Here is an 18290-nt window from a genome sequence, read left to right on the forward strand (position 1 = left end):
GATGGGGGACGACGAAGCCGCCGGTCCGCCTTGGAAGGGCTGCGCGTACGTCCGGTAGGGAGTGTCACATGAGTCAGCGGACGATCGGCTCCCCGCAGACAGCCGTGTCGGCGGTGGCGGAGATGAGCGAGCTGATCGAGCTGCTGGAGGTGGTCTGGGAGCGGGGCCGGGACACGGCCGGCGCCGCGCCCGTCTCCTCCGCGCAGGCCCGGGTGCTGTTCCTCGTCGAGGCGAACGACCAGCTGAACCTGCGCGAGCTCGGCAGGCTGCTGGAGTCGGCCCCGCCGTCCGTCACCCGGCTGTGCGACCGCCTGCAGGCCGTGGGCTTCCTCGAACGGCATCCCGGGGCCGACGACCGCCGCGAGGTACTGCTCCGGCTGACGCCCACGGGGCGGGCGTACCTCGAACGGCTCCGCGCCCGCAGGCAGAAGGCGCTGGCCGAGGCGATGGCAGCGATGCCGGAAGCCTCCCGGGCCGCCCTGGCGACGGGGCTCGCCGACTTCTGCGCGGCGGTCGCGAAGCCGCTGCGGCTGCCGCCCCCGAACTCCCTCACCACCAGGACGGCCTGACGCGGGCGGGCGGCCTTGCGCAGGGTGGGCGGACCACGCCGCACTGCCCGTCGCCGTCCCGAGGAGGGAACGCCCTCGCGCGCAGGGTCTTCGCCGGCTGGATGATCGAGTGGCGTGGGCCCGCGCCGTTCTGTTTCGTCCCCGTGCCGGACGCGCAGTCCGCCGACGTGCAGCGGAGGGCGGCGATGGCCGCGTACGGCCGGGAGACGTCAACTTCCCTGTGTGACGGGCGGGGTCGTGGGGCGGGAGGGCGCTTCCGGGTCGGTGTCGGAGGTGATCTCCGGCTCCAGGCCCTCGGTCACCGTCGTCCGCGGGCGTCCGGTGTCGGCCCGCCAGGCCTCGAAGGCCAGTGCCGTCGCCGTGACCACGGCGATGCCGAGCAGCCAGCCCCCGACGACGTCACTCACCCAGTGCACGCCCAGCGCGACCCGGGTGTAGCCGACGCCCAGGACCGCCGTCGTCGCGAGCGCCCACGGCAACGGCCGCCAGGGGCGCGGCACCAGCGGGAGCAGGACCAGCAGGAGGACGGCGCAGGAGGTCATGGCCGTCATGGCATGGCCGGAGGGGAAGGAGAAGCCGGGCGCGTGGGCGACCGGTTCCGGCAGGTGCGGGCGGGCCCGCTCCACCGCGTTCTTGACCAGGAACCCGATCAGCGCCCCGGACGTCGCCGTGACACCGGCCCACGTCGCCAGCCGCCATGCCCGCCGGGTCAGGAGCCACACCACCAGGGCCGCCACCAGCAGCCGCATGGTCACCGGGTCCCACACCACACCGGTGAAGAAGTCCAGGACGCGCACCCAGGCGGGGTGTTCGAGGGCTGTACGGTGCAGCCGCTCCGCGGTGGTCCGGTCGAGCCGGTACAGCGGCGGCCACCGGGACTCTACGAGTACGAGGGCCAGGGCGAACGGCACCGCCACCGCGGCCGTGGCCGTCACCGCCAGCACCAGCCTGCGGCCGAACGCCGCGTCGGGCCCCGAGTGCCGGGCGATCAGCGCTCGGACGGTGGGGAGGCTTCGGGATCGGGCCGTGCGCTGTGCCATGACGGCGGAACCTGCCTTCGGGGAGGGTTCGTGAGGAGTGGGAGGGCGGACAGGGGGTGCGGTGTCAGACGCCCGGGTCCCGGGCCACCGGCTCCTTCGTCCCCGCGCGCACCGCTTCCAGCTGGGCTGCGAAGGACAGTCCGAGGAAGAGCGCCAGCGAGGTGAGGTAGGACCACAGCAGCAGCGACATGATCGCGCTGAGGGGGCCGTACACGCTGGTGAAGGAGCTGCTGGCGCCGACGTACAGGCTCAGCGCCCACGTCGCGCCGAGCCACAGCACCAGGTGGACGACGGCACCGAAGGCGAGCCACGTGTAGCCCGGTTGGGCACGGCGCGGCGAGAGGCGGAAGATCGCACTGGTGGCGAGCACGGCCAGCAGCACCCCGACCGGCCACCGCAGCACGTCCCAGGCCCGGATGGTGGCCGGACCGAGGTGGTACACCTCGGCGACCGCGCGGGCCAGGTCGGTGCCGAGCACCGTGAGGATGAAGCTGAGCCCCAGGGGAAGCCCCGCCAGTACCGCCATGACCAGGCCGCGCGAGTACTTGCGCAGGAAGGGCCGGTCGCGTTCGTTGCCGTAGATCCGGTTCGCGCCGCGCTCGACCTGGCACAGGCTCGTGGTGACGTTGACGAGGGAGAACAACAGGCCGAGCCACAGGGCCGCCTGGCCGCCGTCGCCGGCGTGCCGACGGCTCTCGCGCAGGGCCTCGTCGACCATTTCCTGACTGGGGCCGTTGGCCATCCGGCTGATCGTGAGCTCGGCCACGCGCCCGATGTCCTCGGTGTGCAGGACGCTGGAGAGGCCTATCGCGGCGATGGCCAGCGGCACGATCGACAGGACGGTCTGGAGGGCCAGGGCACGGGAGTGGCTGAAGCCGTCCGCGTAGCGGAAGCGCACGAAGGAGTCACGGGCCAGGCGCCAGCTGCCGTAACGGCGCAGAGCCGCCCATGCCTCGTCGCCGGACAGCTCCTCGCCGCGCACGTCGCGTCGCTGCGGTACCCGGGTGGCGGTTCCCATCGTTCGTCTCCCCTCCTTGGCGGTGTGCGGGTCAGAGCTGTGCGGTGGGCGTGGCAGGTGCGGTACGGGCGGTCCGCGAGGTGCCGTCGGTTACGCGCCAGGGGGCGGCGGCGGCGCCGGGCGCGCGCGGCAGCCGTATCCGCAGGGCCCCCGGTTCCGTGTCGACGGTCAGCCGGGAGCCGTCGTCCATGGTGTCGCCGTCGACCTCGCGGCCCTGGGTCCGCGCGAAGCGGACCTCGATCCGGGCGGCACTGAAGTACTCCAGCGATCCCGCGGCGACGGACACCGGCCCGCCGGGTGCCAGGGCCGCGGCCGGACGCCGTACGGTCCGGGCGGCCAGGTGCGCCGCCGCGGCGAGCCATCCGGCCGCCCCGCGCGGGTCGAAGAGCACCACCTCCATCCGGCCGCTGTCCGGCCGTGCCCGCGGCAGCAGTTGCAGTCCGGCCTGGAGTGCGCCGACGTTGCCGATGACCACCATCCGGGCCCGCCGCCGGATCCGGCGGCCCCCGTCGAGGCGGAGCGACAGCCGCATGCGGGGGTCGCGCAGGTGCCGGGCCGCCGAGAGGGCGTAGGCGGCCCACCCCAGGTGTGCCTTGAGGACCGGGGACGCGTCGCGGACCATGGCGGCGTCGAAGCCGGCACCTGCCATGACGGTGAACCGGGTCGGCGGGAGGCCGTCGCCCTCGACCCGGCCGACGTCGATTCCGAAGTCACCGCCGGCCAGGGCCTCGTCGAGGGCGGTCGCCGGATCGGACGGCAGGTCCAGATTGCGGGCGAGCAGGTTGCCGGTGCCGCAGGGGACGAGGGCCAGCGGGATTCCGGTGCCGGCGACGACATCGGCACAGACCCGTACGGTGCCGTCTCCGCCACACGCCACGACCAGCTCCACACCGCCTGCGGCGCACTCCTCGGCAAGTCTCCCGCTGGGCCGGTCCAGGGTGGTCGAGGTCCACCGCTGATCGGTGAAACCGTGCCGGTGGAGCCGGGCGCGCACCTCGGCGGCCAGCTCGTCCGGGCAGCCGTGGGGATGGCGTACGACGACGACGCGCCCGCCGCGACCCCGCCCGCCCGCGCGGTCGGACCGGCCGGGCTGTCCGGGCTGCCCGGGCACGGCGGCGGCGCCCCCCGAAACGCCGTGCGGCGCGGGGCCGTCGGCGCCGCCACGGCCGGACAGGAACACGGACCCCAGGACGAGCAGCGTCGCGGCGCCGTTGAGCAGGCCGCCCAGCACGTCGGAGGGATGGTGCATGCCCCGGTAGACCCGGGACAGCCCGACCGCGGGCGGTACGAGGAGCAGTACCCCGGCCGCGAGGTACCGCCAGGGGCCGCGGGCACGGTTCAGCACGAGGACCGCCAGCCCTCCGTACAGGGCGACGGACGCGCCGACGTGCCCCGAGGGGAAACTCGACGTGGGGGGCGCCCCGTCCAGTTGGGCGACGTCGGGGCGGGGCCGCTCCACGAAGAAGGTGACGACGAGGAAGACCGCGGACTGCACCGCGACCGACGCCCCGAGGAAAACGGCCTCCGCCCACCGCGGGGCAGGTGGCAGGGCCAGCAGCAAGGCCACGCAGAGCAGCGTCACCCCGATGATGCCCTCCGTACTGGCCATCAGCGAAAGCCCCGCGGTGACACCGTTCCCGACCGGGCTCCGATGCGCGACGAAGTCCTGGGGCAGCCGGTCCTCCAGGGTGAGCGGCCAATGGCCGACCGCCACACGGGTAATCCAGAGGCCCAGGAGCACCATCAAGGTGGTCTGGGCCGCCAAGAGCCACACCAACCGCGAGCGTCTCGCGGCCCCGCCGCTATCCGTCGTCATGGAGGCCCTTGTTGCCCGTCACGGCCCGATGATGCGCCCGCCGACCGGTGAACGCCCCGGCTGCGGCTGTGCCCGCGGCTGCCGTGGAGGGGAGCGCCGCACTGCGGACGTACCCGAGGGCCTTTGGGTCCGGGCTGCCGCCCCGCAGATGTCGTACGGCCGCGGCCTCCGCCCGGGACGGGTCAGCTCAGGCGGACCGCCGTCGTGATGGTCTTGCCGTCGGGCCGGGTACTGCAGTCGACCTGCTCCGCCAGGCGCTGGATGAGCGGCCAGCCGTAACCCCCGGGGTGGTCGACCGTGCCCGTACGGGCCGCGGGGAGGCGGGGGTTGGCATCGGCAACGGACAGCCGCAGGACGTCGTCCTTGATGTCCGCCTGGAAGGCGATGACGCCGTCACCGTGCCGGATCGCGTTGGTGACCAGCTCCGAGGTGACGAGCAGCGCGTCCGCGGCGGTCACGCTGTCGAGGCTGACACCGGCCAGGAGCAGCAGTTCGCGGACGCGCTCACGGGCCGCGGCCGCCGAGCCGGGCGGTGCGGCGTGCCGGTCGCCGACGGCGTCCTCGCGGTGCCGCTGCGGGCCCAGGGGAGCTTCGGACGGCGGGGGTGGGTTCATACTCATCGCCTGCCCATGGCCGCACGGGTCGCACCGTGACGACCCGTTCGGGGACGGGGGGTGGTGGTCAGCATGTCATCGCGGTCGCCAGGCTGTCCGCGATACGGAACGCCGCCGCGGCTCCGGTGACGTCGAACAGTCGTCGGACGGCGGTGTGCAGCGGGCCGGCGAGGACGAGCACCGAACCGGCGTCCGCGTGGGCCCGCTGCGCGTCGAGCAGCGCGTGCAGCACGGAGGAGTCCACGAAGGAAGTGCCCGAGAGGTCCACCACGGTGCGTGGCGGGCCGTCCGCCGCGGCCTGTGCGAGGGCGTTGGCCAGGAACGGTGCGTTGTCCTCGTCGACTTCGCCGCGCAGGCCGATGACGGTCGCGTCACGTGTTGTGGTCGTGGTGACGACCGCTTCCTCTCCGATCACCGGGACATCTTCCTACATCGCGTGCGGGCCCGACGACCGGGTACCCGTAATGGCAAGTGGTTCAGTACTTCGTCACCCTCAGGGATGGCCCTTCGACACCGCGTCCGCCTGTGGCGCGGTTGCGAGGTGCACGGCCCATGGAGGATGGTTGCCGGAGGACAACTGTTTGGTCCGAGGCTTTTCCGACGTGATGAACGCGATGAAGAGGTGAGGGGTTCGCACAGCGGGCCTTCAACGTTTGGTTCCTTCCACCGAGACGACCCCGAGCTCGCCCACCACGGGCCTGTCGTGGAGTCAGGCCCCCTACCCGGTGCTGGTGGCTGACGCCCGTGCGGTCGTGGTCCACGCCAACGAGGCGGCAGGCCTGGTGTTCCCGGACGCCCGCCCCGGCTCGGCGATGGCGGACGCGGTACCCGGATGGCTGGTGTCGGCGCACGCGCGCTACACCACCCCCGTGCCCGAGCAGCGCCCGCCCGCGGGGGCCGGCACCGTCCAGGGGCCCGTGGGCGACCGCTCGTACGAGGCGCATCCGACACCCCGCGACGACGGCACGGTCGTGTGGTGGCTCGTCGACGACACCGACCACCGGCTGGCCCGGGAAGCCCTGTGGACGGAACGCGAACGGACCGAGTTCCTGGTCCGCTCCTCCAACCTCCTGCTGTCGTCCCTGAACCTCGACCGGTGCATGGACGTCACGGCTCAGATGGCGGCCGATCACCTCGCCGACGCGGCCCTGGTGATCGGCCCCGCACACGGCCCCCAGCTCCCGATCGTGTCCTGCGTCCGCGGCGGCGGCCCGTCCGTCTCCCGCGCCGTCGTCGACCCCGAGGACGTGCCCGGCCTGGCCGAGGCGCTCCAGGGTTTCCCGCCCGTCCCCTCCCGGTGGCTCGACCCGTCCGCCGCACCGGCCTGGCTGGTGCCGGACGGCCTCGACACCCTGGGGTCGATCGTCATCACGCCCCTGCCCGGGCACGGGGTGCCCGCCGGCGCCCTGGTACTGCTGCGCACCGACGGCGCGAGCGCGTTCACGGAGGGCGAGGAGGTGTTCGCGCGCCTGTTCGCCGCCCGCGCCGGCGCCGCCATGTCGGCCGCCCGCCTCTACGCGGAGCAGGCGTCGATCACCGACACCCTGATGCGCGAACTCCTCCCTCCCCCGCTGCGCCAAGTCTCCGGGGTGGAGTACGCCGGCGGCTACCGGCCGTCGAAGGACCACGAGCGGGTCGGCGGCGACTTCTACGACCTGCACCCCGCCTCCGATGAGGGCGCGCCCTCCCTCGTCGTCCTCGGAGACGTCTGCGGCAAGGGCCTCCAGGCGGCGGTGATGACCGGCAAGATCCGCAACACGCTGCACGCCCTCCTGCCGATGGCCGACGACCACCACCGGATGCTCAGCCTGCTCAACACCTCCCTGCTGAACTCCGAGAACGCCCGCTTCGCCACCATGGTGCTGGCCTCCGCGGCCCGGGAGGGCAACGCGGTGCGGCTGCGCCTGACGAGCGCCGGACACCCCGCCCCGCTGATCCTGCGCTCCGACGGCCGGGTGGAGGAGGCCCGTACGAAGGGAACGCTGGTGGGCGCGCTGCCCGAGATCACCACGGAGACGGCCCGCGTGACGCTGGCACCCGGGGACACCTGCGTGCTGTACACCGACGGGATCAGCGAGGCACGGGGAGGCCCCATGGGCGGTGCGATGTTCGGGGAGGAGCGGCTGCGCCGCGCCCTGTCGGAATGCGCGGCGATGCCCGCCGAAGCGGTGGTGGAACACGTACAGATGCTCACCTCTCAGTGGGTGGGGGCGGGCCGCCACGACGACATGGCCGTCGTCGTGATCTCGGCCCCGCGCACCAACCACCTCAGCGCCGTGGACGGCCACACCCGCGGGCGGTTCACCGCATGAGCCCGTACGACACCCCATCACCGGCACAGGCACCGGCGCAGGCACCCGCCATCACCACGACGTGCGCTTCGGCGCCGCAGCAACTCCGCGCACGGGTGTGGGAGTCGGTGATGGCGTTCGACGAGGCCGCCACGGTCGGTACGGTGCTGCGCGCACTGGACGACGGCATGGCGGCGGAGGACCTCCTGCTCGACGTCATCGCCTCCGTACAGGGGCGGGTCGGCCAGGAGTGGGCGGCGAACCGCATCACCGTCGCCCAGGAGCACGCCGCGACCGCCATCAACGACCGGGCCGTCGCCGCCGTCGCCCTGCACCCCTCGGTCCAAACGGCACCGACACGCGGGCGGGTCACGGTGGCCTGCGTGGACGGCGAATGGCATGCCCTGCCCGCCCGGCTCCTGGCCGAGGTACTGCGGATCAGGGGCTGGCGCGTCGACTACCTCGGCGCGCAGGTGACCGCCCCGCACCTCGTCGCGCACCTGCACCGCACCGGCCCGGACGCCGTCGCCCTCTCCGGCTCCCTCGCGACCAGGCTGCCCGCCGCGCACGCGACCATCACCGCCTGCCAGGCCGTCGGCACCCCCGTGATCGTGGGCGGGGCCGCCTTCGGACCCGGGGGCCGCTACGCCGGCCTGCTCGGCGCGGACTCCTGGGCCCCCGACGCGCGGGCCGCCGCCGACGAGCTGGCCCGCGGCCCGTTGCCGCGGCCCCGGCCCGGCCACCAGGCCATCGACGACCTGCCCCACCTGAACGACCAGGAGTACACACTGGTCGCCCGCAGCCGCCCGCGGCTCGTCCGGGCCGTGGTCACGCAGCTGGAGAACGCGTATCCGGCGATGCGCACCTACACCGAAGTGCAGCGCGAGCGCACCGCCGAAGACCTCTCCCACATCGTCGAGTTCCTCGCCGCCGCCCTCTACACCGGTGACGAGGACCTCTTCTGCGGCTTCCTGCTGTGGACCGCCGGCGTCCTGGAGGCCCGCGGGGTTCCGGCCGCCTCGCTGCTCCCCGCCCTGGAGCTCCTGCGGCGGGAACTCCAGGACTTCCCCCGCGCCACCGCCACCCTGCGGGCCGGAGCCGACCGCCTGACCGTCACCCCCCTCACCGCTGCCGGGACCGCTGTATGACGAGCCTGCCCTCCACCCCGCTCGGCCTGACGTACTCCTCCTCGTACGAGGTCGCGCGCGTCGAGCTGAGCGGCGACCTCGACCACCGCCACGCCGACCTCCTCGTCGAGGCCGTGGACCAAGTGCTCGCCGCACACCCCGCACTGCGGGACCTGCGGTTGGACTGCGCCGGGCTGTCCGCGGTCGACTCCAGCGGCCTGTCGGCGCTGCTGATGGTCCGGCGGCGTACCGACAAGGCGGGCGCGGGGCTGCACCTCGACGGCCGGACCGTACAGCTCGACCGCCTCCTGGAGATCACCTGCACCCTGGAGTACCTCACGGCACCGAGTGCGGGCGCGAAGGCCCTGCGCCGCACCGGTGGCGGCGCCGCGTGCAGCGGTCAGACGGAGGAGAACCTGCCGGCCGCTCCCTCCGCCGGCCCGGACCCACGCGGCCGGCACGAGCGGCACGATCGGCGCGACACCCACTGAGGGTGTCCGCACCTGCCGACCCGCCCGGTCCCCACCGCCGGTGCGGACCCGTACGCCCAGCGGTTCCGCCCGTCGGCGGATCCTGTGCGTCCCGCCCGTCCTCGAACGCACCTCCTCGACCCGTACGTGCGGAGGGGGCGACCGCCTCGCGGTCGACCCCTCCTGTTCATCGCGGATCAGAAGTCATGCGCTGGCCCGTGCGCTCAGAACTGCAGCGCCCAGGAGTCGATCTTTCCGGTGTCGAGGTTCGCGTTGTCGTTCACCCGGAGCTTCCACACCCCGTTGGCTACCTCGGAGGAGGCGTTGACGGTGACGGTCTTGATGATGTTGTCCGCGCTGCCGCCCGAGCGGTTGTGCAGGTTGTACAGGGTGCCGTCGGGCGCGACCAGGTCCACCTTGAGGTCGCCGATGTAGGTGTGCTTGATGTCGACCGCGACGGTCAGCGCCGCCGGGGCGTTGCCGCTGATCCCGCTGACGGTGACGGGCGAGTCGACGGTCGCGTTGTCGCTGATCGCGTAGTCCGCGGTGTTCTCGAAGCGCTTGCCCGGCGGGACGGTGCCGCCCTCACCGACGTTGAGCAGCAGGTTCGGGGAGCCCGTACCGGGGCCGGTCACCACGTTCGCGGTGGCGGCCGCGACCAGGGCGTCACGGACCTGTGCCGGGGTGCTCGATGTGTTCTGCGACAGGTACAGCGCCGCCGCCCCGACCACGTGCGGAGTGGCCATCGAGGTGCCGGAGATGGTGTTGGTGGCGGTGTCGCCGGTGCCCCACGAGGAGGTGATGGAGGAGCCGGGGGCGAAGATGTCCAGGACGCTGCCGTAGTTGGAGTAGCTCGCCTTGGCGTCGGTGTTGGTGGTGGCGCCGACGGTGATGGCCTCGGCGACGCGCGCCGGGGACTTGGTGGAGGCGTTGGTCGACTCGTTGCCCGCCGCGACACCGTAGGTGATGCCGGAGGCTATGGAGTTGCGGACGGCCGTGTCGAGCGCGGAGTCGGCGCCTCCGCCGAGCGACATGTTGGCGACGGCCGGCTTGACGGCGTTGCGGGTCACCCAGTCGATGCCCGCGACGACCTGGGCGGTGGTGCCGGAGCCGTTGTTGTCCAGGACGCGGACGCCGACGACCTTGGCCTTCTTGGCCACGCCGTACGCGCCGCCCGCGACGGTGCCGGCGACGTGCGTGCCGTGGCCGTGGCCGTCCTGGGCGGTGTTGTCGTTGTCGATGGCGTCGTAGCCGTACGAGGCACGGCCGCCGAAGTCCTGGTGGCTGATGCGGACACCGGTGTCGATGATGTACGCGGTGACGCCCTCGCCGGCCTTGTCCGGGTAGGTGTAGCTCTGGTTCAGCGGGAGCGCCCGCTGGTCGATCCGGTCGAGGCCCCAGGACGGCGGGTTCGGCTGGGTCGCGTCCACGGTGAAGACGCGGTCCTGCACGACCGACTGGACGGCCGGGTCGGCGGCGAGCTTCTTGGCCTGCGCCTCGGAGACCTTGACGGAGTAGCCGTTGAGGGCCGCGGTGTAGGTCCGGTCGATCCTGGCGCCGTACCGCTTCGCCACGGCCTTGCCGCTGTCGGCGGTGGAGCGGGCCGCGGAGTCCTTCAGGGTCACGATGTAGCTGCCGGAGATGGTTCCGGCGGCCCCGGCGTTCTCGATGACGCCCTGCGCGCCGCTGTCGGCCGCCGAGGCGGGCAGTGCGGCTGCCGCGCCGAGCGCGAGGGCCGCGACCGCGGTAGCGCTGATGCCGGCGAACCTCCGGCGGGTGTGACGCATCACGGACATGTGGGGGGTCCTCCTCGTGGGTGGTGCACTGCGGGGATGAAGCGGGGAGACGACCGACGGGCACGACGCCATGTGCACACATCGCGTACATGACAACCCGTCAACTCGCCTCCGCCTTCGAAAGGTTGACCCACCCCCGGCCCGCCCACAAGGGGCCCACGAGCGCGTAACATCCTTGCCATGCTCCGGCCATGATTGAGCAAAGACGCGCCGCACATGACGGGGGCACGGGCGGTAGGGCCGGCCCGGGGCCCGCGACCGCGCCGAACGCCTGCCCGTACCGCTGGTGCCGCCGCCGGCCGCGGCCACCCGACGGGCTCGATTTCACGCCGGAGGCCGGTGCGGCGCCGGAGGGGGCCGACGCGCGCGCCCTCCCGTAGCGGGACGGCCCTTCGCCGCCGCTGCCTGGGGCGTTCCCGGAGTCCCTGGCGGAGTGGCGTGCTCCGCCGGTACCGCAGGCGGAACGGTTCACGCCACCGCGCGCTTCCCGGTGAGGGCCCCGGCCCTGCGGGATGCGGCGCTGGGCGACGCTCACCGAAGCTGCCCGACGGCCGACACCGGGGCCCGGTCCGGGGGCCGGGGAAGGGCCGCGTAGGCACCGGGGGGCCCTGCCGGCGTGCGGAGGAGCCGAGTTGTGAAATTTTCGTGAGCGGGCCCGCTTCGGCCTCGCGCGAGACCGCTGACACGCTCCGGCCGGGGGTGCAGAATCGAGCGAGCGGCACCGGGCGCGGGCCCGGACCGGGGGCGGGGGGAGCGCCGATGGCACGGGCATGGGGTTGGGGACTGACCGCACTGGCGACGGCATTCGTGCTGTGGTACGCCTCCTACTACACGACGATCATGGTCTGGGAACTGCGCAAGCTCTTCGCGTGGTTCTCGCTGCCCGTGTCGGCCGTGGCGTGCTGCGTCGCGGCCGGCCTGGCCGTGCGGTGGCTCCGGCGGCGCGCCGGCCGCCGTGCCGGGGGCGGGGGCGACGCGGCCGTCGTCCTGGGCTGGTTCGGCGGCGCCTTCGCCCTGGTGCTCGCCGTCGGCTGGCTGGTGTACGCGGCCTACCTGCAGGACCGCGCGTACATGGCCTCCGCGGAGATCGTGAGCGACCCGGTGCCCACGCTGTCCGCCCGTTCCCCGTACGTGGTCGGCAAGGCGCAGGCGGCCCCGCATCTGGGCGATGTCACCGGTGAGATATCCGACATCACCTACCTGCCCGATTCCGACCGCTTCGGCGCCCTGGTCGAACGGCGCGGCTGGCTCGCCGGGTACGAGGTGGGCCTCGTGCAGGAGGTCCCGCTGGGCGGCACCGGCCGCAGCCAGGAGCGCTGCCCGTTCGACGTGGAGAAGGCGGACGCCCGGATCAGCGGCTGGTTCACCCACAATCTCGGCCGGAAGATCTCGGCCGTGAAGCGCTGGGTTCGTTTCGAGGCCGACGACGCCTACGTGACCTGCTCGAACGGCACCCCGGTCGTCGTCGTCCCGCTCAAGCGACAGACCGGGCTCTTCGTCGTGACCGAACGCCCCGCCGGCGTGGCCCTCTACGACGGCAGGACCGGAAAGTTGACGCTCACCACCGACACGTCCGCCGTCCCCGGCCCCTCCTACCCCCTGAGTCTCGCCGCGCGCCAGCGGGAGGGCACGGCCGCGGTGGGCGGGTTCGGGGACTGGTGGTTCGAGCGCAGTGGCTGGGACGCCTCCGAGGACGGTGCCAACGAGGGCAACGAGGCCGAGTTCACCCTGCGCCACGGCGGCGCCGCGGCCGGTGGCAGTGCCTACGTCACCCCGCTCACCCCGCAGGGGGACGCCAGCTCGGTGGTGGCCGTCTCGACCGTGCCCACGCGCCACCAGGGCGGCTCTCTCGCGCCGATGACCGTGTACCGCCTCGATCCCGCCTGGTCCTCGCCGAAGGCACTCGCGGCGCTCATCAAGGCCGAGTACCGGGACGTCTGCTGCTACAACGACGACGAGGTGTTCGAGATCGTCCCCACCGGGGGCAGTACGTGGACGGCCACCATCGGCAGCGAACAGAACATCCGCTACCGCGTCGAGGGGAGGGGGCCGGTCGACGGCCGTGAAGCCACCTGCCTCAAGGCCGCCGACGGCGCCCTCATCCGGTGCGCGTACGCGGCGCCCGGCTCTCCCGAGGAGCAGGAGCTCACACGCCGGGAGCAGCAGAAGCAACAGGACGGCGCGGCGAAGGGCGGAGGCGTTCCGGGCGACCTCACAGGCCTGACCGACGAGCAACTCGCCGATCTCCAGCGCCGCTTGGGCGACGAGTTCGTCCGCCGCCTGAAGAGCGGCTGACGGCCCGCGGCGTCGCGCCCCTCGGCACGGGGGCGGTTGCCGAGCAGGGAGGCTTCGGGTCCCTAGGCGCGCACGGCTCATGCGTCGCACCCCGGGCTTCGTTCCGGCAGGGCATTCCTCAGGAGTGCCGGTGGTACGCCTTGTTGGCGATGCGCCAGCCGTCGCCGGCACGGACCAGCAGGAAGACGTCGGTGAAGGTGTCCGCGCCGTGCGACAGCGTCATGGTCGCCGTGGCGACGCTGCCGCGGACGTCGACCGCGTCGATGCGGCGGCTGCGGGACGGTTCGTCCGGGGCCGGCCGGCCCGGGAAGAGGCCGCAGTATGCGTCGAGGGGCCAGGAGACGAACTCCCCCTCGCGGATGCCCTCGATGTGCGCGGTGGGCAGGAACGCGTCGCGGAAGTGCACCGGGTCGCCGGTCGCGTGACCGCGCACGTAGGCACGGAGGGGTTCGAGGGCGGCCTCCTCCGCGGCGGAGAGGGAGCGTCCGGATCCCGGCAGGCCGATGGTGTGTGGTGAGGTCATGTCCGCCAGCGTGATGCACGGCAAGGCATGCGACAAGCGCAGGTTTCGCATGTCAACCCTGCCGAACTCGCATACGGGTGTACTGCGTGGGTGCCGTTGCCATGTCACCCGGTGAGGGTGGCGAGGGCGGCTTGGTAGTGGGCGGGGGCGGGGAGGTCGGTGAGGTGGTGGCCGGGAACCCTGGCCGGGTGGGGCCGGGTGCCGACGTAGGGGTCGACGAGGCCGTTGGCCAGCCCGGTACCGGCGGCTTTCAGACAGGCTTCCTTGCGGGCCCAGCAGCGCGCGAGCGCGGTGATGCGTTCGGCGGCGGGGAGCGCGGTCAGTTCCTCCGTTTCGGTGGGGTGGAGGAGGTGGAGGACGTCGGTGAGGGTCTGCGGGGTGGGGTGCTCTTCGATGTCGACGCCGACGGGGGTGGTGGCGAGGGCGATGTAGGCGTGGTCGCCGCTGTGGGAGAGGGAGAAGTGGAGCGGATTTCCCGGGATGTTGGGGCGGCCGTGGGGCGCGCCGCAGCACGGGCAGTCCTCGCGGGTGAGCCGGATGGTGCGGGGTGGCTGGTCGAGGTAGATGCCGAGGAGAGTGCGCAGGGCGAGGTGGGAGGTGACGTAGCGGTGGGCCAGACCGGGAGTGTGGAAGCGGGCGGCGCGTTCGCGTTCCTCCGCGTCGAGGATGGAGTCCGCGTCCGTGACCGGGTGGCCGCCGACGGCGGGGACGGTGGTGTTGAGGGCCCACACCACGGGGGTGGTGGAAGTGGGCGCGGGGCCGGGTACGGGCGGGTTGGGTCCGAGTTGGTTCACGTGCTCGATCACGTGTTTGAGGGTAGTCGAGGCCGGTGGGGTGCCGTCGCGGCGGCCCGAGGTGGTCTGCGGGCTGTTCTCTCCGGGGGCGTGCGGTGGGTGTGGGCATGCCCGACCGGGTGGCGGCGTGGACGGCCGGACGGCGTCCCCAGACGGCGGCGCCGAGCGGCCCGGACCGCCGGACGTCGCGCAGGTGCTCGATTCCGGGCTCTGCGGGCCTGCCGACCGGCCGGGTGTTTCGCGGACTTGGGCAGCGTATGACCGCGCCTGCCCCACCCCATGCCCCGGCGATGTCCCCGCGGTCGCGCCGAAGCAGCCCGTAACGGCGGCGGGCGACCGGTGTACGGGGTTGTTCACGGCCCAGTCCCAGTGGTCCCGCTGCTCCGCTCGACCGGGATCCACAGCTGCGAGTCGGTCTCCGCGCCGACCTCCACCGGCTGCGTCAGCAGGAGTTCCGGACCCGGCCGGCTCGCGTACGGGTTCGAGGGGAACCACTGCGTGAACACGTCCCGCCACAGCTCCTGAAGGGCGCTCGGATACGGCCCGCGGTTGTCGAAGACCGCCCAGGTCCCGGCCGGCACGTCCAGGGTGTCGAGCCCCTCGCCCGCCGCATCGGGGCGGGCAGCCACACCGACCCAGTAGTCCACCTCGGCACCCTGCTCCCGGCTGGCGGTCAGGTGCACCACCGCAGACAGGATCCCCTCCGGCTCCGGGCCGACCAGTGCCTTCATCCGTGCGACCGCCCGCTCGTCCAGACTCTCCACGTGCGCCGAGGCGGCCGCGTTGACCCCCTCGTGCACCAGCGGGACCGTGGCCTTCCTGCCGACGACCCGGAACGACTGCTTCTCCACGATCCGGTACCGCATGCTCGTACTTCCCTCGACGACGACCCGGAACGACATGCGGGGCTGCGCCGTGAGCACCGCTCCCGTACGCCGGGCCTCGCCCGGCCCGATGCCGTGCACCGACCGGAACGCTCGGGCGAACGCCTCGCCCGAGCCGTACGCGTACCGCACCGCGACATCGAGCAGCGTCAGCTCCCCGGCCAGCACCTCGGCCCCGGCGAGCGTCATCCGCCGGCGCCGCACGTAGACCGGGAGCGGCATCCCGGCCAGCGCGGAGAACAGCCGCCGGAAGTGGTACTCCGACACAGCGGCGATCCGGGCCACCTCGGCCATGTCGATCTCCCGGTCGAGGCAGGCCTCCAAGTGGTCCAGCGCCTGATTGAGCCGCTCCAGCACGCCTGTGCACCCTTCCTCGTGTCTCCACCACAAGAATGTGGAGAAGAGCCGACCGCGCCCGCCCGACAAAGCCGGTGCGGGAATTGTCGGGCAGGAAGCTCCCGCGTTGCATGAGGCTCACACCCATGACTGACATCGAGGGACTGTGCGAACCGCGGTTCGCCGCGGTGCGCGAGACACTGGCAGAGGTGCTCGGCACCTACGACGGCGGCGCCTCGGCGGCCGTCTATCTGGACGGCGAGCCGGTGGTCGACATCTGGGGCGGGTACGCCGACGGGGACCGCCGCGCCGGATGGGAACGCGACACCCTCACCTGCGTGAACTCGACGAGCAAGAACATGACAGCCCTGTGCGCTCTGATCCTGGCCGACCGGGGCGAGCTCGATCCGGCCGCGCCGGTCGCCGCCTACTGGCCCGAGTTCGCCGCGGCCGGCAAGGAGAACGTACTGGTACGCCACGTGCTCTCGCACACCGCCGGTCTACCGGACCTCTCCGGGCTGACGGCGGTCGAGCAGCTCTACGACTGGGAGAGCGTGACGGCGGGGCTGGCCGCGCAGGCCCCCGAATGGGAACCGGGAACCGCGGCCGGCTATCACGCGCTCACCTTCGGGTTCCTGGTCGGTGAGATCGTCCGCCGCATCACCGGCCGGAGCCTCGGCGAGTTCTTCGCCGAGGAAGTGGCCGAGCCGCTGGGCGCGGACTTCCACATCGGGCTGTCCGCCGAGCACGACCGCCGCGTCGCACCGCTCGTCCCGCCGCCGTCGCTGACCGACGAGTACACGGCCGGCGCACCGCTCGGGCCCGACGGCACCCGCCGGAAGTACACCGGTGCCGCGGTCCGGGTCAGGGACGTCAACTCCGTGGCCTGGCGCCGTGCGCAGATCCCGGCGGTGAACGGCTTCGGCAACGCCCGGTCGGTCGCCCTCGTCCAGTCGGTCCTCGCGAACCACGGATCGGCCGGCGGGGTGCGACTGCTGTCCTCCCGCGGTTGCGTGCCCGCGTGGCAGGAGGTGTTCAGCGGCGAAGACCGCGTCCTGCGGACGCCGATGTCGTGGACCGCCGGCTTCGGCAAGTTCGGCAACGCCTTCGGATGGGGCGGATGGGGCGGCTCGCTGGTCGCCAGCGACCCCGGCGCACGCATGACGGTGGCCTACGTCATGAACCGGATGCTCGACCGGGACCAGCAGGAGGACAACCGCGGCATGGAGATCGTCATGGCCGCCTACAGCGGACTGCGGTGATGGGCCGGCGCATCAGCCGGAGGGCCGGCGGGACCGGTCGGCCCGGGCCCGCGCCTTACGCCGCCTGGTGGCCCGGCGGCGTTCCTCCTCGCTCATGCCACCGCACACACCGAACTCCTGGCCTCCATCGAGGGCCCACTGAAGGCATGTCTCCCTGACCGGGCAACGGTGGCACACGGCTTTGGCTTCCTCGATCTGAAGGAGTGCCGGGCCGCTGGAGCCGACGGGGAAGAAGAGATCGGGGTCCTCCCACCGGCAGGCTGCCTTGTGGCGCCAGTTCATCGTCGTTCCTCCATCCGGTTCGTTTTCGTCTGAGTTCCTACCTGCTCTCCTGGCCGGTACCGATGGCTCTATGCAGTGCCGCGGCCACCGTTCGCGGCCGTCCCGCGCCGCATCCGGCAGGCTGACGCGGCGAGCCGCAGGGATTCGAAACCCGATACCGGGGCATTCACACAACTCAACCCGGCCGCCCGACAGGAGGCAGCAGTGACCACCTACGTCATCACCGTGCCCGGCACCTTCCTGAGCGACATCGACGACGCGACACGCTCCGAGCTGACGAAGAGGCTGGCTTCGCACCACACCGACCTGAGCGAGACGGAGGACGTGGAACTGCTCACGGTCCACGAGGGCGGCACCTTCTCCGTCCGGCTCGAAGTCGAGGCCCCGGACCGGGTGACGGCCGAGGGCGACGCCGTCCGCCTGCTGACCGCCACCCTCGAAGAACTGGGCTTCCCGGAGAAGGACGCCCCTCTGGGGCCGCCCGCGGTCACCGGAATCGACGGCGAGTCCTGACACCTCCTCGGCTCCCGGACGATGCCGGGAGATCACCGCCATCGACCCATCGACCCATCGACCCGTCAACCCATCAGTGCCCGGGATAGACATACGAGGTCCGGGCATCAGCGCGACATGGCTGTCCTACGAAACCTCGCCCGCCCCCTGCTCGCCGCTCCGTTCGTGACCGGCGGCCTACGCACCCTGCACCGCCCCGAGTCCGCCTTGACGGAAGCAGCACAGCCCGTCGTACGGGCGGTGGGGGACCGAATCCCGGCCCTCGCCGCGGATCCGCGGCAACTGGTGCGCGCCACCGGCGCGATCCGGGCCACGGCGGGCCTGATGTTCGCGACGGGGCGCGCCCCGCGCCTGGCCGCGCTCGCTCTCGCTGCCACGCTGGTGCCGGCCTCCCTCACCGCGCATGCCTTCTGGACGGAGGAGGACCCGGAGGAGCGCGCACGGCAGCGCGCTCACTTCCTGACGGACCTCTCCGCCCTGGGAGGGCTCCTGATCGCCGCCGCGGACACCCACGGCAAACCCTCGCTCGCCTACCGCTCCCGGCACGCGCTTCGCCGGCGCCCGCTGGGTGGGTGAAGCGAGGCTCCCGGTTGGGCGCAGTGGCGCCAGGGGTCGTGCCTGCCGTTCGGGGACGAGTTACGGGCCACGCTCCGCCGGATC

The 18290-nt window shown here is 72.9% G+C and carries 17 protein-coding genes and 1 pseudogene; 8 read left to right on the forward strand and 10 right to left on the reverse strand.

All coding sequences use genetic code 11. The features are described from left to right. Positions 1–68 precede the first annotated feature (68 nt). Complete coding sequence (locus AB0F82_RS16435) at positions 69–569, forward strand: MarR family winged helix-turn-helix transcriptional regulator (RefSeq protein ID WP_362627883.1); 501 nt, start codon at positions 69–71, stop codon at positions 567–569. Between the two features lie 209 nt (positions 570–778). Here AB0F82_RS16435 and AB0F82_RS16440 read toward each other — a convergent pair whose 3' ends face one another. The 5 genes from AB0F82_RS16440 to AB0F82_RS16460 form a co-directional block, all read right to left on the reverse strand. After that, positions 779–1609, reverse strand: coding sequence for a phosphatase PAP2 family protein (locus AB0F82_RS16440; protein ID WP_362627885.1), 831 nt, complete (start codon positions 1607–1609; stop codon positions 779–781). A gap of 64 nt (positions 1610–1673) precedes the next feature. Continuing rightward, positions 1674–2627, reverse strand: coding sequence for a YihY/virulence factor BrkB family protein (locus AB0F82_RS16445; protein WP_362627888.1), 954 nt, complete (start codon positions 2625–2627; stop codon positions 1674–1676). Positions 2628–2658: 31 nt separating this feature from the next. Continuing rightward, positions 2659–4341, reverse strand: a complete 1683-nt coding sequence (locus AB0F82_RS16450; protein WP_362627891.1) for a diacylglycerol kinase family protein — start codon at positions 4339–4341, stop codon at positions 2659–2661. A gap of 284 nt (positions 4342–4625) precedes the next feature. Further along, complete coding sequence (locus tag AB0F82_RS16455) at positions 4626–5057, reverse strand: ATP-binding protein (RefSeq protein ID WP_362627893.1); 432 nt, start codon at positions 5055–5057, stop codon at positions 4626–4628. Between the two features lie 67 nt (positions 5058–5124). Then, positions 5125–5472, reverse strand: a complete 348-nt coding sequence (locus tag AB0F82_RS16460; protein ID WP_362627896.1) for an STAS domain-containing protein — start codon at positions 5470–5472, stop codon at positions 5125–5127. 310 nt (positions 5473–5782) lie between these two features. Between AB0F82_RS16460 and AB0F82_RS16465 the strand changes: the two genes are divergently transcribed. The 3 genes from AB0F82_RS16465 to AB0F82_RS16475 are packed head-to-tail and all read left to right on the forward strand — an operon-like array spanning position 5783 to position 8966. Continuing rightward, entirely contained in the window at positions 5783–7369 is a 1587-nt protein-coding gene (locus tag AB0F82_RS16465; protein WP_362628331.1) for a PP2C family protein-serine/threonine phosphatase, read from the forward strand. Then, on the forward strand, positions 7366–8496 hold the full coding sequence (locus AB0F82_RS16470; RefSeq protein WP_436842098.1) for a cobalamin B12-binding domain-containing protein: 1131 nt from the start codon (positions 7366–7368) through the stop codon (positions 8494–8496). Before AB0F82_RS16465 ends, AB0F82_RS16470 begins: the two co-directional genes overlap by 4 nt. Further along, positions 8493–8966 (forward strand): STAS domain-containing protein, encoded by a 474-nt coding sequence (locus AB0F82_RS16475; protein ID WP_362627899.1) that lies wholly within the window; start codon positions 8493–8495, stop codon positions 8964–8966. Before AB0F82_RS16470 ends, AB0F82_RS16475 begins: the two co-directional genes overlap by 4 nt. 203 nt (positions 8967–9169) lie before the next feature. Here AB0F82_RS16475 and AB0F82_RS16480 read toward each other — a convergent pair whose 3' ends face one another. Further along, positions 9170–10741 carry a S8 family peptidase gene (locus tag AB0F82_RS16480; RefSeq protein ID WP_362627902.1) on the reverse strand — a complete coding sequence of 524 codons (1572 nt, stop codon included), beginning with the start codon at positions 10739–10741 and terminating at the stop codon, positions 9170–9172. Between the two features lie 759 nt (positions 10742–11500). Between AB0F82_RS16480 and AB0F82_RS16485 the strand changes: the two genes are divergently transcribed. Next, entirely contained in the window at positions 11501–13036 is a 1536-nt protein-coding gene (locus tag AB0F82_RS16485) for a hypothetical protein (protein ID WP_362627905.1), read from the forward strand. 118 nt (positions 13037–13154) lie between these two features. Here AB0F82_RS16485 and AB0F82_RS16490 read toward each other — a convergent pair. From AB0F82_RS16490 to AB0F82_RS16500, 3 genes and pseudogenes are all read right to left on the reverse strand, one after another. Beyond that, a pseudogene (locus AB0F82_RS16490) lies at positions 13155–13502 on the reverse strand (nuclear transport factor 2 family protein); the annotation flags it as partial. Between the two features lie 161 nt (positions 13503–13663). After that, positions 13664–14365 carry a 4'-phosphopantetheinyl transferase family protein gene (locus AB0F82_RS16495; protein WP_362627907.1) on the reverse strand — a complete coding sequence of 234 codons (702 nt, stop codon included), beginning with the start codon at positions 14363–14365 and terminating at the stop codon, positions 13664–13666. 341 nt (positions 14366–14706) lie between these two features. After that, positions 14707–15594 (reverse strand): AraC family transcriptional regulator, encoded by an 888-nt coding sequence (locus AB0F82_RS16500; protein ID WP_362627910.1) that lies wholly within the window; start codon positions 15592–15594, stop codon positions 14707–14709. Positions 15595–15719: 125 nt separating this feature from the next. Between AB0F82_RS16500 and AB0F82_RS16505 the strand changes: the two genes are divergently transcribed. Next, positions 15720–16835 (forward strand): serine hydrolase domain-containing protein, encoded by a 1116-nt coding sequence (locus AB0F82_RS16505; protein ID WP_362627912.1) that lies wholly within the window; start codon positions 15720–15722, stop codon positions 16833–16835. 12 nt (positions 16836–16847) lie between these two features. Here AB0F82_RS16505 and AB0F82_RS16510 read toward each other — a convergent pair whose 3' ends face one another. Then, on the reverse strand, positions 16848–17117 hold the full coding sequence (locus AB0F82_RS16510; protein WP_362627915.1) for a WhiB family transcriptional regulator: 270 nt from the start codon (positions 17115–17117) through the stop codon (positions 16848–16850). A gap of 204 nt (positions 17118–17321) precedes the next feature. Between AB0F82_RS16510 and AB0F82_RS16515 the strand changes: the two genes are divergently transcribed. Continuing rightward, positions 17322–17630 (forward strand): hypothetical protein, encoded by a 309-nt coding sequence (locus AB0F82_RS16515; RefSeq protein ID WP_362627918.1) that lies wholly within the window; start codon positions 17322–17324, stop codon positions 17628–17630. Between the two features lie 117 nt (positions 17631–17747). Beyond that, positions 17748–18206, forward strand: a complete 459-nt coding sequence (locus AB0F82_RS16520; RefSeq protein ID WP_362627921.1) for a DoxX family membrane protein — start codon at positions 17748–17750, stop codon at positions 18204–18206. Positions 18207–18290 lie beyond the last annotated feature (84 nt).

The organism is Streptomyces virginiae, from assembly GCF_040638905.1.
GTDB classification, from domain to species: Bacteria; Actinomycetota; Actinomycetes; order Streptomycetales; family Streptomycetaceae; genus Streptomyces; species Streptomyces virginiae_B.

Bases quoted from the DNA above. Each gene is read 5' to 3' on its own strand.
- AB0F82_RS16435 (WP_362627883.1), top strand. From the start codon at position 69: ATGAGTCAGCGGACGATCGGCTCCCCGCAGACAGCCGTGTCGGCGGTG.
- AB0F82_RS16440 (WP_362627885.1), bottom strand. From the start codon at position 1,609: ATGGCACAGCGCACGGCCCGATCCCGAAGCCTCCCCACCGTCCGAGCG.
- AB0F82_RS16445 (WP_362627888.1), bottom strand. From the start codon at position 2,627: ATGGGAACCGCCACCCGGGTACCGCAGCGACGCGACGTGCGCGGCGAG.
- AB0F82_RS16455 (WP_362627893.1), bottom strand. From the start codon at position 5,057: ATGAACCCACCCCCGCCGTCCGAAGCTCCCCTGGGCCCGCAGCGGCAC.
- AB0F82_RS16470 (WP_436842098.1), top strand. From the start codon at position 7,366: ATGAGCCCGTACGACACCCCATCACCGGCACAGGCACCGGCGCAGGCA.
- AB0F82_RS16475 (WP_362627899.1), top strand. From the start codon at position 8,493: ATGACGAGCCTGCCCTCCACCCCGCTCGGCCTGACGTACTCCTCCTCG.
- AB0F82_RS16480 (WP_362627902.1), bottom strand. From the start codon at position 10,741: ATGTCCGTGATGCGTCACACCCGCCGGAGGTTCGCCGGCATCAGCGCT.
- AB0F82_RS16485 (WP_362627905.1), top strand. From the start codon at position 11,501: ATGGCACGGGCATGGGGTTGGGGACTGACCGCACTGGCGACGGCATTC.
- AB0F82_RS16505 (WP_362627912.1), top strand. From the start codon at position 15,720: ATGACTGACATCGAGGGACTGTGCGAACCGCGGTTCGCCGCGGTGCGC.
- AB0F82_RS16510 (WP_362627915.1), bottom strand. From the start codon at position 17,117: ATGAACTGGCGCCACAAGGCAGCCTGCCGGTGGGAGGACCCCGATCTC.
- AB0F82_RS16520 (WP_362627921.1), top strand. From the start codon at position 17,748: ATGGCTGTCCTACGAAACCTCGCCCGCCCCCTGCTCGCCGCTCCGTTC.